13 protein-coding genes are annotated in these 16,107 nt (G+C 32.9%); 10 read left to right on the top strand and 3 right to left on the bottom strand.

Going from position 1 to position 16,107, the window contains the following annotated elements; translation table 11 throughout:
* Nucleotides 1-20: 20 nt before the first annotated feature.
* The 4 genes from ACQY1Q_RS09925 (at nt 21) to ACQY1Q_RS09910 (ending at nt 5,530) form a co-directional block, all read left to right on the top strand.
* The gene (locus ACQY1Q_RS09925) at nt 21-443 is read left to right on the top strand and encodes an Hsp20/alpha crystallin family protein (protein ID WP_431005156.1); all 423 of its coding nucleotides are present in this window, start codon (nt 21-23) and stop codon (nt 441-443) included.
* Between the two features lie 267 nt (nt 444-710).
* Nucleotides 711-2,243 (top strand): hypothetical protein, encoded by a 1,533-nt coding sequence (locus tag ACQY1Q_RS09920; RefSeq protein WP_431005155.1) that lies wholly within the window; start codon nt 711-713, stop codon nt 2,241-2,243.
* 26 nt (nt 2,244-2,269) lie between these two features.
* Nucleotides 2,270-4,042, top strand: a complete 1,773-nt coding sequence (locus ACQY1Q_RS09915; protein ID WP_431005154.1) for a hypothetical protein — start codon at nt 2,270-2,272, stop codon at nt 4,040-4,042.
* A 21-nt stretch (nt 4,043-4,063) separates the two neighbouring features.
* Complete coding sequence (locus ACQY1Q_RS09910; protein WP_431005153.1) at nt 4,064-5,530, top strand: hypothetical protein; 1,467 nt, start codon at nt 4,064-4,066, stop codon at nt 5,528-5,530.
* 80 nt (nt 5,531-5,610) lie between these two features.
* Here the strand turns inward: ACQY1Q_RS09910 and ACQY1Q_RS09905 are convergent, their stop codons facing one another.
* Together ACQY1Q_RS09905 and ACQY1Q_RS09900 are read right to left on the bottom strand one after the other, a co-directional pair.
* Nucleotides 5,611-6,603, bottom strand: a complete 993-nt coding sequence (locus ACQY1Q_RS09905) for a PLP-dependent cysteine synthase family protein (protein ID WP_431005152.1) — start codon at nt 6,601-6,603, stop codon at nt 5,611-5,613.
* Between the two features lie 113 nt (nt 6,604-6,716).
* Complete coding sequence (locus tag ACQY1Q_RS09900) at nt 6,717-8,891, bottom strand: S9 family peptidase (RefSeq protein WP_431005151.1); 2,175 nt, start codon at nt 8,889-8,891, stop codon at nt 6,717-6,719.
* A gap of 74 nt (nt 8,892-8,965) precedes the next feature.
* Between ACQY1Q_RS09900 and ACQY1Q_RS09895 the strand changes: the two genes are divergently transcribed.
* The 4 genes from ACQY1Q_RS09895 (at nt 8,966) to ACQY1Q_RS09880 (ending at nt 13,137) form a co-directional block, all read left to right on the top strand.
* Complete coding sequence (locus ACQY1Q_RS09895) at nt 8,966-9,289, top strand: YbaB/EbfC family nucleoid-associated protein (RefSeq protein WP_431005150.1); 324 nt, start codon at nt 8,966-8,968, stop codon at nt 9,287-9,289.
* 26 nt (nt 9,290-9,315) lie between these two features.
* Nucleotides 9,316-9,588, top strand: a complete 273-nt coding sequence (locus tag ACQY1Q_RS09890; RefSeq protein WP_431005201.1) for a DUF2752 domain-containing protein — start codon at nt 9,316-9,318, stop codon at nt 9,586-9,588.
* A gap of 17 nt (nt 9,589-9,605) precedes the next feature.
* Complete coding sequence (locus ACQY1Q_RS09885) at nt 9,606-9,944, top strand: CCC motif membrane protein (protein WP_431005149.1); 339 nt, start codon at nt 9,606-9,608, stop codon at nt 9,942-9,944.
* Between the two features lie 220 nt (nt 9,945-10,164).
* A complete protein-coding gene (locus ACQY1Q_RS09880) occupies nt 10,165-13,137 on the top strand; it encodes an AAA domain-containing protein (RefSeq protein ID WP_431005148.1) in 2,973 nt (990 codons plus the stop codon).
* Between the two features lie 146 nt (nt 13,138-13,283).
* Here the strand turns inward: ACQY1Q_RS09880 and rocD are convergent, their stop codons facing one another.
* Nucleotides 13,284-14,528 (bottom strand): ornithine--oxo-acid transaminase, encoded by a 1,245-nt coding sequence (gene rocD / locus ACQY1Q_RS09875; protein WP_431005147.1) that lies wholly within the window; start codon nt 14,526-14,528, stop codon nt 13,284-13,286.
* A 209-nt stretch (nt 14,529-14,737) separates the two neighbouring features.
* Here rocD and ACQY1Q_RS09870 point away from each other — a divergent pair, with 209 nt between their 5' ends.
* Nucleotides 14,738-15,208, top strand: coding sequence for a hypothetical protein (locus ACQY1Q_RS09870; RefSeq protein WP_431005146.1), 471 nt, complete (start codon nt 14,738-14,740; stop codon nt 15,206-15,208).
* Between the two features lie 16 nt (nt 15,209-15,224).
* Nucleotides 15,225-15,923 (top strand): OmpA family protein, encoded by a 699-nt coding sequence (locus ACQY1Q_RS09865; protein ID WP_431005145.1) that lies wholly within the window; start codon nt 15,225-15,227, stop codon nt 15,921-15,923.
* Nucleotides 15,924-16,107: the final 184 nt, after the last annotated feature.

The following is a 16,107-nucleotide window of genomic DNA, read 5'->3' as shown; positions in this document are numbered from 1 at the left end:
TAACCCTAAAACCTAATGTTATGTTATTGAAGAACACAGATTTTCCGGTATTTCCAAATACATTAAATGAGTTTTTAAGAGATTGGTCTACCTCAAATTTTTCTATGACAAATACTACATTACCTGCTGTAAACATTAAAGAAAATGAACACGATTTTATAGTAGATGTAGCGGTACCGGGAATGGATAAAAAAGATTTTAAAATCAACATTGAAAATGATATTTTAACCATATCATCTGAAAAAACAAGTGATAAAAACACGTCAGATGAAAAGTACACCCGAAAGGAATATAGCTATATGTCTTTTAAAAGAAGTTTTTCTCTTCCAAAAGGTGTTATTAACGAAAACAATGTGAAAGCATCTTATATAAACGGAGAGTTAAAAATAACCATTCCCAAATTAATCAAGGAAAATTCTATAAAATTAATAGAAATAGAATAGCCCCCGTTTTTTAGTAGTAACTGGCTGTATTAATTAGTTTATGCAGCCAGTTACTTTTTTTACCACTTCTCCTCCTCCACCATTAAACAAGTAACAAAAATACCACACCATTTTTTTCCTTTTCATTTTTCGGAAAAACACCTTATAAAACTCTGAAAATCACCCGGTAAAAAACATCAATTACACTACCAATCATCCTGTAAAGATCCGGTAACTTAGTTGCTCTAAAAACTATTAACTAAATATCTAATCTTAAAACTCACAATCATGGATGAAGAAAAAATTCTACCGGATCAATTAATGAACTCCGTTTTAGGTAAGCTATATGACATACTCGCTAACGGTGATGATGTTGCTCCTAAATCAGATGACAACTACCTGGCTTGGCTTTCTGTTGGTATGCCTTTTCCTAAAGAAGAATTGGAATTTTTATCAACAGGATTAACCGGGGTTTTAAAACAACCCGTACCTACCTACGACCAAGACGGAAACATCCAACCTCCGGAAAAAAAAGATCCTGAAGAAATTAAAACCTTATTGGCTTCAGATGTCAATCGAAAATATATGCAAGCTGAAAACTTAGCCAGAATATGTGATTTAGTACCAGATACAAGTGGCATACAAGGCGATGTTACCATGAATGTTTGGAATCCGGAAAACACCTTATCTCAAGCATATTACCATATTTTAAAATTCAGTCAGGTAGCTAATTTTGAACCTGATCAAAAAACAAAAGATAAAATTACCCGACTCAGAGGTCTGCTTCAAGAAAAGAAAATAAAGAAAAATATAGTTACCGAAGAAGAAGAGGAAGTGTTAGTAGAAACTCCACTAGTAAAATTGTACAATGAAAAAATGCAGCAGTACATGAATGCTGCTTTAGAGTACAATAGCTACCGAGTTAACGCCTTAGCCGGTAACGACCCTGCTGCTGTTCATTTTTGGGCTATGAATGCTTCTATACTTCGTAACAAAGTAATGGCTGCTAAAAACGATTGGATTACCAATGGATATAAGGAAGAATACGATCAAATTGCTGCTTACATTGCTCAAGTTGAAGGCAGAAGTATGGTAACTCTAAAACAACAATACATTGACGATTTAGAAAAAGCTCGTTTAACAGGAAATACTTCCGGTTCTGATTTTTATTACACTTCATTACTTCCCGGTGGTTTTGCCGAGTCTGATAATGGTTGGACAGAATTTTCTTTTACCAGTACTGACGTAAAATCTAATTATAAATTTGACTCTAAAAAAGGCGGCGGAGGCGGCGGACTTGCTCTTGGTGTATTTAACATTGGCGGCGGCGGTAGCTACGAAAAAGTAAATAAAAACCATAAAATTGACACCAAAAACTTTAAGCTTACTTTTAAAATATGCCAGGTTCCTATTAACAGACCTTGGTTTAATGTCAATTATTTAACAAGTAAGTATTGGAGGTTTGACCAAAACAACGGAGAGTTTAAAGACAATATGGTTTCTGACGGGAAAAATCCGCCAAACGGAATGATACCTGCTTATACTACCACAGCCATTTTTGTAAAAGACTTAATACTACATTTTGGTGAAAGTAATAAAGAAATTACAGATGAAATTACCAAAGCTTCCGGTGGCGGATATGTTAGCTGGGGACCTTTTCATGCCGGTGGTAAATATGAATCTCATCAACAAGAACGCAACATGGATTTTCAAAGTAATAGTCAAGGAATTCGAGTTGATGGTATGCAATTAATCGGATTCAAATGCCACGTATTACCTAAATCGCCAGAACCTAAAGGAGATATCCAAGAATGGGTATAAATTAACTAAACACATGAATATAACCCATGTCACAGCTAGCAACTATTTTTGAAAAAATCAAAGAAGATTTTTATACCGGGCTACCTGTTAATGAAACTCAGGAGCAATTCGATCTTGTTTTTGCTCCTTTTTCTACAGGTTTTACCAGTGATGATTTTTTATTCCTTGATACCAATAACGCCTCTAGTAACGTTCATAAATATCTTGATGAGCTATACGAGTTTTCTCAAATAGCCAATACCATACCTAAGCTGGATAATTACTGGGTTACCTCTAATGATCAAAATGATTTTTTGTTCAATAAATACAAATCAATTATTCAGTCGTTACGACTTATTGATATCGATACCTTACAAATAGAAATGCTTTATGAGCATCCTATTTTTGAAAAAGCTTTACAGGTAGTGTCTTTTCAGGAAAAAGATGAATACTCCTCTTTTTATGCTATGCAAAAGAAACTTTTAGAAGAAATAAATCAACTTAAAGCTTCTGAAAACAGTGCCACAATAGCATTTGAAATCAATCTTAAAGAAAACAACCTTGAAGAAGTTAAACGCGAATGGGTTACAAGAGGTTATAAAGATAAAATAGAACAAAAAATAGTAGCGATTATTAAAGATGAAATCAAACGTTTCATTTCAAAATTGAGCGATCTTAAAGCTTCTTTTGAAACTGCTATAAGAACACACCCCGGTAGCGGATCCAATTTTTATCTGACTTATTGTTCACCAAATAATTTGTACAACGCAGATAAATTGGATTGGAAAAAAATAACTATTAATAAGACTGAAATTACCCGGTTACTCAAAAAAGAATCCATGAAAAATTACCAAACAATTTTTGGTGATCAACCTTCTGATTTGGATTTAGATGAAATAGAATTTGAATTGTTATTGGTAAATGTTACACGATCTTGGTTTGAGAGCAGTCTTTTAGAAAGTCCGTTTTGGGATATTAATATTATTAATAAAGAAGAAATAGAAATACCTAGCATTACCAGTAAACTTATTTTTATTCGAAAAATCGATTTAAAAATCAATACAGCTTCACAAACCAATACTGCTTTTTTAAACTCTAATCAATTAAAAAATTTCGGGCCTTTCGTTTTAAACCCAACACTACTAAAATCAGACAAAAAAATTCAGCTACAATCTGTAAACACAGCTTTAAATTTAGAAAGAAAAACAGTGTTCAATGTAGCTTCGCAAATCAATACAAAAAAGCAGTTTTCAATTGCCAGTAAACCTGCAAAAAGTATTATTACTCAAAAACAACAACAATTTATAAAGTTAGCACCAAGGCTTCAGCAAAAAGAACAAAAAACCGTAAAAATTACTAATCCGCTTAAACTACAATCAGTAGCATTTAAAGGGTTGAATTTAAAAAGTATGATTACAGCCATTCAGCTAAATACCATTAAATATGAATTTAGTTTTATTGATGCTGTAACCAAAGAAACGATTCCTATTTTACCTGAATGTGTTACTTTGTATAAAGACAGCAAGAAAATTAATATTGTTTTTAACAAACAAAATTCTACAATACTTTATACACAATTACAACTCAACACCTCTTATAAATTAAATATAAATAAAGAAGGATATAAAATTAAAGAGGTAGTTTTTAAAACAGAAATTAAAAAACCATCTAAAAACATACCTGTTAAACTAACAATCAATCTGGTTAAAACTCCTGTTAAGGAACCAGATTTTATAGATAATTCTTTTCAGTTAATCGGTGTAATTGCATCAAAAATTTCCCCTTACCCTAATCCTATAAAAAAGGCAGACTACTTATAACTAACTTAAAAAACAACAATTATGGCAGCAAAACAATCAGGCTACTATGGAAAAGGAAGCGGTAGCGGTGGCAGTGGCTCTTCCGGAAAAGGCACTTCCAGATCTTCATCTTCTAAAGGAGGTAGCAGTTATTATGATGATGGAAATTATTCTTCTAAAGGAGGCAGTTCACGTAGCTACGATGATGACCGCGGATATTCTTCTAAAGGAAGTAGCGGACGTGGTTACGATGATGATCGAGGCTACCCGTCTAAAGGAGGTGGCAGTAGCTATCATTCTACACCTTCAAAAGGAGGCGGTAGTGAAACTCATAGAGATTCGGGTTACCAAAAAGGATCATCAAGCTATGATTATGATGATGAGCCTATTACTGACCCGCCTTATGAAGAAGAACGCGATAGTTATTCAAAATCACCGGATACAGACTCAACAAGAACCGAATCTGGTTCAAGAATTAGTAAAGGAGGCGGAGACACACACAGTGAACCGGATATGGTTTTTACGGAAGAGGAAGTGTATGGAAGTTCTTATGAAGACGGAGAATCTGCCAGAGATGAAGCTTATATAGATGACGAACCGGATCAAGATGAACATGAAACTATACAACCGCTCAGAGCTTTGACAGCATCTCAAATTCAGCAAGTAAAAAGCCAAATGCATATTCCTGAAGATGGTTTCTTAGTGGAAACTGCAAGAGGAAGAATACGAAAGAATTTAGAAACAACTAGAATAAATCAGTTAATTGAAAGACTTAATGAACCCGAAATTCGAGCTCATATTACCGATACAATTAATTTATTTGTTAATGATACTGACGAAAGATCTCATCAAGGTAGAAATGAAATTGACATTGCCTTTGTTTTAGCCGTTGCTATTAGAGAATCTGGTGTAAGCACTGCTTTGGCACATTCAAACAACAGAATTGTAACTGCAGGACGAGATGCACATTCCAGAGGAAGATCGGGATTAGACTGGGTGTATGATTACAGAAATTACTTCCCTAGAAGCATTAGATCTGAAGTGCATCCTGTTGTTGGAAACGATAGAGTTCCAGGTGAGCTGATTAGAGATGTACACCCTGCTTACCTAAGAGAACGAGATTTATTAGCCGCTTTTATTGTGGAAATAAGACAACGTAAAAGACGTTTTTTAAGAAGATTTCATTCACATGAATTTGCCCGTGCTTTAAACGAAACTCAAAGAAACCAATTACTTTCTTCTATGGACAGACATAGTGAGAGAGCTTGGATTCAAGCTGCTTTTGGCAGTAAACTAACAGATTTACTGATAGCCGTAAGAGAAGGTATTCAAAGCGCTTTAGATTCTGGTTCTTCATTCTCTTCAATAGTAAGTAATGATGAACTTAATTTAAATGCTATTATTACTAATGATCGTATAATGCCTACTAATTTAAGCAGACAAAGAACTCGTATTTCTGCGGCAGAAGCCCTTTTAGTAGAGCAAAGTATAGGAAATACTTTTTCATAACAACATTTATCTTTCTATTATAAACAACTACGGGTAGGTTTTACAACCTACCCGTAGTTATTATCTATAAGAATTGCTTTCTATAAAAAGTTTTGTTCTTTCATCCATTTATCTGAGTATATCTTATTCATATAGCGAGACCCGTGATCTGGTAAAATAACCACTACTACACTATTTTCATCAAAATACCCTTTATCTGCGTACTGCTGTAACCCTTGTAAAACGGCTCCTGAAGTATACCCTGCAAAAATTCCTTCTGTTTTTACAAGTTCTCTTGCTTTCAATGCCGATTCTTTATCTGATACTTTTTCGTAAATATCAACCACATCAAAATCTGTTGAGGTAGGAATTAAATTTTTACCTAATCCTTCTATTTTGTACGGACTTATTTCTGTAGCATCAAACTCCCCTGTTTCATGGTATTTTTTTATAACAGAGCCCATAGCATCAACTCCCATTACTTTAATTTTAGGGTTTTGCTCTTTTAAAAATCGCCCTGTTCCGGAAATAGTTCCTCCGGTACCGCTAGCTACAACTATGTGAGTTACTTTTCCTTCGGTTTGTTCCCAAATTTCAGGTCCGGTACTTACATAATGTGCCTCAATATTTAATTCATTAAAGTATTGATTAATATAGATAGATCCCGGATTTTCTTTATGGAGTCTTTTTGCTACTTCGTAATAAGAGCGAGGATCATCTGCTGCTACATAAGCAGGGCAAATATGTACTTCAGCCCCCATAGCTCTCAACATGTCTATTTTATCTTGTGAAGATTTATCACTTACTGCCAAAATACATCTGTACCCTTTTACAATACTAATCATTGCTAAAGAAAAGCCGGTATTTCCGGAAGTAGTTTCAACAATAATATCACCTTCTTTTACGATTCCTTTTTTCTCAGCTGTTTCAAGTATATGAAGAGCTATTCTATCTTTAGCCGAGTGCCCTGGATTAAATGCCTCAATTTTAGCGTAGTACTTTCCTGGTAGTTTTTTAGTTATTTCATGTAATTTTACTAACGGTGTTTGTCCTACTAAATCTAAAATTGTATTGGTTATACCAGTATGTCTCATTCTTACTTATATAATATAAAAAGGTGTCATTACGAGAGGTACACGGTGAAATTAAAGATTTCCTCAGTTTTCTCGTAATGACACCCCTACTCTTTCCGAGGGCAAAAATATAATTATTTTTCTAACTTACCCTCTAACATTAAAAAGAACGTGTATTCTTCTGCTGTTTCTTTTAAAGCATCAAACCTTCCTGATGCTCCTCCATGGCCAGCTTCCATGTTGGTATGTAAGAATAATAAATTAGAATCTGTTTTTACTTCTCTTAATTTAGCTACCCATTTTGCCGGTTCCCAATATTGTACTTGACTATCATGTAAACCGGTAGTAACCAACATATTCGGATACGCTTTAGCTTCTACCTGATCGTATGGAGAATACGATTTTATGTATTCATAATACTCTTTATCATTAGGATTACCCCATTCATCATACTCACCTGTTGTTAAAGGAATACTATCATCTAACATAGTTGAAATTACATCAACAAACGGAACAGCTGCAATAACTCCGTTATATAATTCAGGATTCATGTTAATAATTGCTCCCATTAACAATCCACCTGCTGAACCTCCCATCGCATATAAGTGCTGAGGTGAAGTATATCCGTTATCTATTAAATATTTAGAACAGTCTATAAAATCTGTAAAGGTATTTTTCTTGTTTAACATTTTACCATCTTCATACCACTCTCTACCTAAATACTGACCTCCTCTAATATGAGCCAACGCAAAAATAAACCCTCTATCTAATAAACTTAGGCGAGTAGTAGAAAAACCATCTGAAACAGTATACCCGTATGAACCGTAAGCATATTGTAAAACAGGGGTGTTCTTATTTATCTGAGTATCTTTATGATACACTATAGACAGAGCTATTTTTTTACCATCTCTTGCAGGTACCCAAATACGTTTACTTATGTAATTGTTTTTATTAAACTTTCCTCCTAAAACCTCTTGTTCCTTTTTAACATCCTTCGATTTATCTTTCATATTAAAATCAATCACAGAGTTAGGAGTTGTCATTGAATTATATGAATAACGAATCACATCTGTATCAAATTCAGGGTTTGAGTATACTCCAACAGAATAGGTTTCTTCATCAAAAGGCAAGTAATAATCTGCTGTATCATCCCAACGTTTAATACGTATTTTATTCAACCCTTCGTTTCTTTCTTCAAGAACTAAGTAATCTTTAAAAATTGAGAAATCTTCAAAAAAAGTATCTTCTCTATGCGGAATTACATCTACCCAATTTTCTTTGGTTGTTTTAGTTTCCGGGGTTTTCATCAACTTAAAATTAGTTGCCCCGTCTTTATTCGTTCTGATATAGAAATGATCTTTATAATGTGCTATATCATACTCTAAATCTCTTTCACGTGGTTGTATAATTCTAAAAGCTCCTTTAGGTTCATCAGCTTCTAAAACCTGATATTCATTTGATACGGTACTAAAAGAACCTACAATTATATACTTTTTAGATTTTGACTTAGTTACAAAAACACTAAAAGTTTCATCTTCTTCTTCAAACACTAATACATCTTCAGACACATCAGTTCCTAAAGTATGTCTGTATATTTGTGAGCTTCGTAAAGTAACCGGATCTTTTTTAGTATAAAACAATGTTTTATTATCATTTGCCCAAACAGAACCTCCGGTAGTATTTTCTATTTTATCAGCATAAATTTCACCCGTTTCTAAGTTTTTAACCTGAAGCGTGTATTGACGTCTACTCAAAGTATCAACAGCAAATACAGCTAACTTATTATCAAGTGTAATATTCAGTCCTCCTAACTGAAAGTAATCATACCCTTCAGCCTCTTTATTTACATCAAATAATATTTCCTCTTCAGCCTCTAACGTTCCTTTTTTTCTACTGTATATAGGGTACTGTCCTCCTATTTCATATCGGGTAATATAGTAGTATCCGTTTTCTTTATAAGGAACCGATTCATCATCTTCCTTAATTCGACCTTTCATTTCTTCAAATAACTCTTCCTGAAATGTTTTAGTTTCAGCAGTCATTTTATCATAATAGTCATTTTCTGCATTCAGATAATCATACACTTTTTGTGTTTGCTCATCTTTAACTTCTGCATTTTTTTGATCGTCGGTTAAACGCATCCAAAAGTAATTATCTACTCTTACGTCACCGTGTTTTTCTAATTTAGTTAACTGTTTTTCAGCTATAGGAGCTTTAGCAGCTGTTTTAATATCATTTTCCATTCTTTCTTTTTTGCAGGATGCAAAAGTAAGATTTAATACTATTATAGTGAGGATTATTTTTTTCATTTTTATTTTGGTTACTTATTTTCTTTGTGAAAATACTACTTTTGTTGTTATAAAAATCTTAAAATAAAAAATCAATGTTTGGAGATATTTCAGGGATGATGGGCAAATTAAAAGAAGCTCAGGAAAAGGTTGAAGAAACTAAAAAAAGGCTAAATACAGTATTAATTGATGAAACTGCAGCCAATGGTAATATAAAAGTAACCGTAACTGCCAATCGTGAAATCAAAGCTATTACCGTTAATGAGGCATTACTTGAAGATAAAGAAGAACTGGAAGATTACTTAATTTTAACCTTAAACAAAGCTTTAAAACGTGCCGGTGAAATTAATGAACAAGAGCTAGCTATAGCTGCAAAAAGTGGTATGCCTTCTATTCCGGGAATGGATTTTTTTAAATAAAAAAGATTGTGAAGTTAGAAGACTACATGCTACCATGCTTAAACAAAAAAATGTTTGGATTTGAATGCCCCGGATGCGGCTTTCAACGTTCATTAGCACTGGTATCAAAAGGAGAATTTCAAGAAGCTTTTTTTATGTTTCCTGCTATTTATACTACCATCCTCTTTGTGTTTGCTGTAGCACTTCATTTCTATTTAAAGAAAAAAATTACTTCAAAAATTCTTATTATTTTGGCAATTGTTAATGTAATTACCATGATAATTGCTTACGTTATTAAAATGAACAAATTATATATCTAACAAAACTTTCTAATATTATGAATGAATTTGAACAAAGATCTCTCCCTAACGCCACAGCTGTTTTAGTTTTAGGTATTTTATCAATTATTACTTGTTGTTGCTACGGAGTTCCCGGAATCATTATGTCTATTATTGCTTTAGTTTTATTTAAACAAGACAAAGCTAAATATAATGCAAGTCCAAGCATGTACACAAACTATTCAAACTTAAATACCGGAAGAATTTTAGCCATTATAGGATTAGTATTAAGTATTTTATTTTTAATCTATGTAATTGCTATGCTAGCATTTTTAGGATGGGACGTTCTTCAAAACCCTGAACTTTTACAGGAAAGAATGCAAGAATTACAAGGTTAACCTCCTCTAACAAGATTATATATAAAAAACCGATAGTATTTTTTACAGTACTATCGGTTTTTTATTTTGTTAACCTACTGACTTTAATACAGGTACTCATTTTTTCACTTTTTTACTTGATAAAAACTCTTTCTTTTCCTCAAAAAAAAGAATTAATTCTCCTATTTTCGCGCTCCCTCATCTCAATCAAAAATCTATTAATTTCGAATATTAAGCAGTAATGGATAACGAAAAAAATTGGTTGCTTTACTATAAAAACAGCTTATTTGACAGTGAAAACTTGGCTATTGACATCTCAAGAATTAAAAATTTATATTACCAAAATAATTCTGATTTAAGTACTCCGCTGATTAATGCTAAACAAGCTGAAGAGCTTTTAAATAGTGAAGAAAGAAGAATTAACCGATTGCGTGGAGTTACTAAAAAAGACAGTTCCAGATGGCAAGAATTCAATGAAACAGAAATTCTTATTGCCCCTTTTTATTTAGAACATCATTCTAATGATCCTAAATTTAAACAACGAATTATTCATCCTTTTTGGATTACAGCCACCGTAGACAGATCCGGTCAATTATCGGCTCCTAAAGATCTTTTTCCTTTAATTGTTCGTAATTACCTTACTCCTATTGCCGACACAAAAAATGATTTTGTTTTTTCATCCATTCATAATGTTACGTTAGCCAGAGATTTAGAAACGCCTGAAAGTGATTATGAACATGAAAAAGTTGATTGGAATGTGTATTGGGACTATCTGAATGGCGTTTTTTCAGCAATTACCCATTCTTCTATATACACCTATCGTACAGAGAAATACACAACACAACGCAAGTTGACCTATTTTGCCGTAAGCTCTAAAATATCAACAGCAAAAAGCATTTTATTTTTATACGATAATTTATTGAATGAAACAGAAGAGCTTCCGCTCCTTTCTAAAATTATACATCCGGCAAACAGGCTCAGAAGACCTCCGATTACTGATGAAGGTTTTTTACATTACAATCATTTGCACTTAGGTCAAATGTCAAATGAATTTCCTTTGTCTATCAGTCAGCGTAAAACCTTGTTATCGTATTTAACAGCTGAAGAAAAACCGGTTTTAGCCGTAAACGGACCTCCGGGTACCGGAAAAACTACGTTATTACAAAGTTTAGTAGCAACCGAGTTTGTTAAAGCAGCTATTATTGGAGAAGAACCTCCTTTAATTTTAGCCTGCTCTAATAACAATCAGGCAGTTACTAATATTATTGATAGTTTTATCAATTCAGTAAGTACGTTAGAAAATTTAGCAGAGCGTTGGATTCCTAATTTTCAAGGATACGCTACCTACTTACCCTCAAACACCAAAGGAGAAAAATCATTACAAGATATCAACTTCCTAAAAGGAAATTTATTTGGTTATGAAGGCACTCTTTGTGAGCTTGAAAATGAACAGTATTTACATGAAGCCGAATATTACTTTTTAGAAAAGTTCAACACCTATTTCAATCTTCATGAAAACTCTTTAGAAGAAGCCTGTTATCATTTACAACAAGAAATTATACATATTGAAGATGTATTGATAGATAGTGTTCGCTTTTCTAATGACTATATTATTTCTATCGATTATATCAACAATTTAGTCATACATAAAGAAGATCTTATTACCAACAAAAATATTACCATTACCAAACTACACCAGTGGAGAAGTATTATTTCTGAATTAAAATCTTTATACAAAGAGCCTAACTTTATCCAAGAAATACAAGTCGTTTTTAAATCTTCTTCTGATGCTTTAAAGCCTACTCATCTTTTTAAAATTGACAATGATAAGCTCGAAGATATTCATACAGCTCTTTCTTATATAAAACAACTTTTAGCTCATATAAATCAACTACTTCAAACAAACTTGAAGTTAACACAATGGAAACAGCAAAATAATATTAAAGGACAACCTTTTACTTCGGAAGAACAAATGTGGAATTATGAGTATGAAAAGATTAAAAACAATGATAAATCACATCGCTTTTTCTATGACGAAATAGATGTTACCTTACGTCACTCCGCTTTTTTATTAGCCACGCATTATTGGGAAGCTCGTTGGTTATTAGAAACATTTAATGCTCTTGAATACGATACAGAAAAAGGTACCGGAGAAAAAGCCATTAAAGCACAATGGAAACGTAGAGCCATGCTTACACCTTGCTTTGTAGCTACCTTTTATATGGCACCTTCTCATTTTGTTTACAGTCAGTTTCAAGGAGCCAATGAAGAAGGCAGGCCTGTTTTTGAATATCTTCCGCTATATAACTTTATCGATTTATTAATTATTGATGAAGCCGGGCAAGTTACTCCTGAAGTTAGTATTCCTATTTTTTCTTTAGCACAAAAAGCTTTTGTAGTAGGAGATTTAAAACAAATAGAACCTATTTGGTCTATTCCTCCCAAAATAGATTTAGGAAACCTTACCTCATTGCATATTATTGATGACTTTTCTGAAAATACTTTTTTAAATGATTTAGGATTTCTGGCTTCTAGTGGTAGTATTATGAAAATGGCTCAAAATGCATGTGAGTATGAAACACCTTTACACTCCGAAACAGAAAATGGACTTATTCTCTTAGAGCACAGGCGTTGCAATGACGAAATTATTGGTTTTTGTAACGAATTAGCTTATGGTGGTATTTTAAAACCGATGAAGGGAAAAGCCGATGACAGTCAGATTTTTCCTTCTATGATGGCCTACCACGTAGAGGGTGTTAGTGAACGTAAGTACAATAGTCGTTGTAATTTAGACGAGGTAAAAGCTATTATTCAATGGCTTCAACAACATAAAGAAGAAATTCAACAAGCTTATAATGTTGATACCATTGAAGAAGTTTTAGGAATTATTACCCCTTTTGCCAGCCAAAAAGGAGAATTATCAAAAGCGCTTACAGAAGCGGGATACGATATAAACAACATAAAACTAGGAACCGTGCATGCGCTTCAAGGAGCAGAAAGAAATATTATTTTATTTAGCTCAGTATATAGTAATAACGATGAAGGTACACTTTTTTTTGACAAAGATAACAAACCCAACATGCTAAACGTAGCGGTTTCCAGAGCCAAAGACAGCTTTATTTTATTTGGTGATACCCGAATATTTGACGAAACCAAAAACACACCTTCCGGACTCTTAAAAAAACATTTGAATATTTATGAGATGGTTAATTAAGTATCTTCAATAGTTAATACAATTCTTTAAAACTAATAAGGATAGCAATTCAAACCTAATTTGGACGATATCCCAAACTTAAAAATAAAAAAACGGTATTGAATTAATTCAATACCGTTTTTTTTATAAACCTTTTTCTATTAAAATTAGTTTGTATACTCTAAAATTGTTTTTTTAATAATAGCTATACAATCTCTTAATTGCTCTTCATTCATTACTAAAGGTGGCGCAAAACGAATGATATTTCCGTGAGTTGGTTTTGCTAACAATCCATTATCACGTAATTGCATACAAATATTCCAAGCCGTATCACTCTCTTCTGTATCGTTAATTACAATAGCATTCAACAATCCTTTTCCTCTTACTAAAGTTACTAAATCGTTCTCTTCAGCAAACTTACTTAGTTCTTCACGGAAAATAATTCCTAAACGTTCTGCATTTTCAGCTAACTTTTCATCTCTTACTACTTCTAAAGCAGCAATAGCCACTGCCGCTGCTACAGGATTTCCTCCAAACGTAGAACCATGGTTACCCGGTTTTATCACGTTCATAATAGCATCATTTGCCAAAACTGCTGATACCGGATAAGCACCGCCACTCAATGCTTTTCCTAAAATTAAAATATCCGGTTGTACATTTTCATGTTGTACAGCTAATAGTTTACCGGTACGTGCAATTCCTGTTTGTACTTCATCAGCAATAAATAAAACATTATGTTTTTCACATAACGCCTTAGCTGCTGCTAAATATCCTTCTGAAGGCACATATACTCCTGCTTCACCCTGAATAGGCTCTGCCATAAAACCAGCTACATTTTTGTTGTTTTCTAAAGCAGCTTCTAATTCTTTTAAATTATCATATTCAACTTTAATAAAACCATTGGTAAACGGTCCAAAGTTTTTACGAGCAACCGGATCGTTAGAAAATGAAATAATAGTAGTAGTTCTTCCGTGAAAATTATTTTTACAAACAATAATCTGAGCCTCATTTTCTTCAATACCTTTTACTTCATAAGCCCATTTTCTACAGATTTTTAACGCCGTTTCCACTGCTTCAGCTCCGGTATTCATCGGTAGTAACTTATCAAACCCAAAATATTCTGTTGCAAATTTTTCATAACGACCTAACATATCATTATAAAAGGCACGAGACGTAAGTGTTAATGTTTGAGCTTGATTTACCATTGCTCCTACAATTTTAGGGTGACAATGTCCTTGGTTTACTGCAGAATATGCAGAAAGAAAATCATAATATCTTTTTCCTTCTACATCCCATACATACACTCCTTCTCCTTTACTTAAAACTACCGGTAATGGATGATAGTTATGGGCTCCGTACTTATTTTCTAAATCAATCGCTTGCTGTGAAGTTAATTGTTCTAAAACAGCCATTTCTTTAATTTTTAAAAATTGATAAAATAACCATTCCTACTATACCTTTATTTTTTTGAAGAACTCAAAAAAGCAGCGTGGGAGAGAAATCATCCCTAAAAAGGTGCAAATTAATAATAAATGAGCACAAGAAAAACTGTATTGAGTTAAATATTAAGTGACGTTATTTATATTTTTGGGTCTAAATAAGAAATATTAAATTTTTAATTATGAAAAAAAGCCTTTTATTACTTCTATTCTCAATTGCACTTATTGGATGTAAATCAACATCTGTTACCAACACAAAACTTGACGGTAAAACAGAAAGAATGTTAAAAGGAAACTGGGTTATTACTTCTGTTGATTTTCCGGGTTCTGATTATTTAAAAGTTACCTCTTTTAATATCGAAGATTCAAAATGTTTTGTTGGAAGTAATTGGAGTTTTATTTCTAACAATAACGAAGGTGAAATGAGTTTAAATAGTGTAAACTGTAAATCATTTAACTCTCCAATAACATGGTATGTTAATACTGAAGGTAATTTTGTTTTAAAAATTATTAACGACCATAAAGCTAAAGAAGTAAATAGCGGTTACATTTTAAAACTAACTAACGTTACAGAAAACAGTTTTAATTTAATAGACAAAGTTAACGTTGCCGGTAGCGTTAAAAACATTACGTATACATTTCAAAGAAAATAATCAATTTATATAAATGATGAAAAAAACAATAATTTATAGCTTATCAGCCTTACTTTTAGCAGGAAGTATATTTACTTCATGTAAATCAATTCAAAATGCAAATAACACGCAAAAAGGTGCCGCAATCGGTACAGCAGCCGGAGCTGTTTTAGGAGCTGTTATTGGAAACAATGTAGGTAACAAACAAAACTCTGAACTAGGAGCTGTTTTAGGTGGTGTAATTGGAGGGGTTACCGGAGGTATCATTGGTAATCAAATGGATAAACAAGCTCGTGAAATCGAAGAAGCATTACCTGCTGCTGAAGTTGAAAGAGTTGGTGAAGGTATTAAGTTAACCTTAGGTGAAAATGCGGTTAGATTTGACATTAACAAATCAACACTAACCAGTGCTGCTAAATCTAACTTAGACAAATTGATTCCTGTGTTTAAAGATTATCAAAATACAAACATTGTTATTTACGGATATACAGATAATACGGGTAAAGTTGAGTACAACCAAGCTCTTTCTGAAAAAAGATCAAATTCTGTTAAAAGCTATTTAACTAGTAAAGGATTAGCTACTGCAAGATTTACCACTAAAGGGTTAGGTATTAATGATCCTATAGCTACTAATGAAACAGTTGAAGGTAGAAGTAAAAACAGACGTGTAGAGTTTGCTATTGTAGCCAATGAACAAATGATTCAGGAAGCTAAAAAAGAAGCCGGAGGTCAATAATTAAATTTTTAGTGAGTCGTCCTAAAATAGGTTGACAGTTTTTATAAAACATTAATTAAAGAGGTCGTCTAAAAAGTAATTTTTAGACGACCTCTTTTTTTATTCCCTTTGTCCCGTCCTGAAATAAGTTGACACAAATTAGACTTATTTTATGAATACGAGTCCACACAAGAAAAAGCGCACA

The sequence above is a fragment of the Tenacibaculum sp. TC6 genome (assembly GCF_050606265.1).
In the GTDB taxonomy this organism is placed as follows: domain Bacteria; phylum Bacteroidota; class Bacteroidia; order Flavobacteriales; family Flavobacteriaceae; genus Polaribacter.
The sequence above is the reverse complement of the archived record's forward strand: the minus strand, read 5'-3'. Positions and strand labels throughout refer to the sequence as shown.

Bases quoted from the DNA above. Each gene is read 5' to 3' on its own strand.
- ACQY1Q_RS09920 (WP_431005155.1), top strand. From the start codon at position 711: ATGGATGAAGAAAAAATTCTACCGGATCAATTAATGAACTCCGTTTTA.
- ACQY1Q_RS09915 (WP_431005154.1), top strand. From the start codon at position 2,270: ATGTCACAGCTAGCAACTATTTTTGAAAAAATCAAAGAAGATTTTTAT.
- ACQY1Q_RS09900 (WP_431005151.1), bottom strand. From the start codon at position 8,891: ATGAAAAAAATAATCCTCACTATAATAGTATTAAATCTTACTTTTGCA.
- ACQY1Q_RS09895 (WP_431005150.1), top strand. From the start codon at position 8,966: ATGTTTGGAGATATTTCAGGGATGATGGGCAAATTAAAAGAAGCTCAG.
- ACQY1Q_RS09880 (WP_431005148.1), top strand. From the start codon at position 10,165: ATGGATAACGAAAAAAATTGGTTGCTTTACTATAAAAACAGCTTATTT.
- ACQY1Q_RS09905 (WP_431005152.1), bottom strand. From the start codon at position 6,603: ATGAGACATACTGGTATAACCAATACAATTTTAGATTTAGTAGGACAA.
- ACQY1Q_RS09910 (WP_431005153.1), top strand. From the start codon at position 4,064: ATGGCAGCAAAACAATCAGGCTACTATGGAAAAGGAAGCGGTAGCGGT.
- ACQY1Q_RS09925 (WP_431005156.1), top strand. From the start codon at position 21: ATGTTATTGAAGAACACAGATTTTCCGGTATTTCCAAATACATTAAAT.
- rocD (WP_431005147.1), bottom strand. From the start codon at position 14,528: ATGGCTGTTTTAGAACAATTAACTTCACAGCAAGCGATTGATTTAGAA.
- ACQY1Q_RS09885 (WP_431005149.1), top strand. From the start codon at position 9,606: ATGAATGAATTTGAACAAAGATCTCTCCCTAACGCCACAGCTGTTTTA.
- ACQY1Q_RS09870 (WP_431005146.1), top strand. From the start codon at position 14,738: ATGAAAAAAAGCCTTTTATTACTTCTATTCTCAATTGCACTTATTGGA.
- ACQY1Q_RS09890 (WP_431005201.1), top strand. From the start codon at position 9,316: ATGCTACCATGCTTAAACAAAAAAATGTTTGGATTTGAATGCCCCGGA.
- ACQY1Q_RS09865 (WP_431005145.1), top strand. From the start codon at position 15,225: ATGAAAAAAACAATAATTTATAGCTTATCAGCCTTACTTTTAGCAGGA.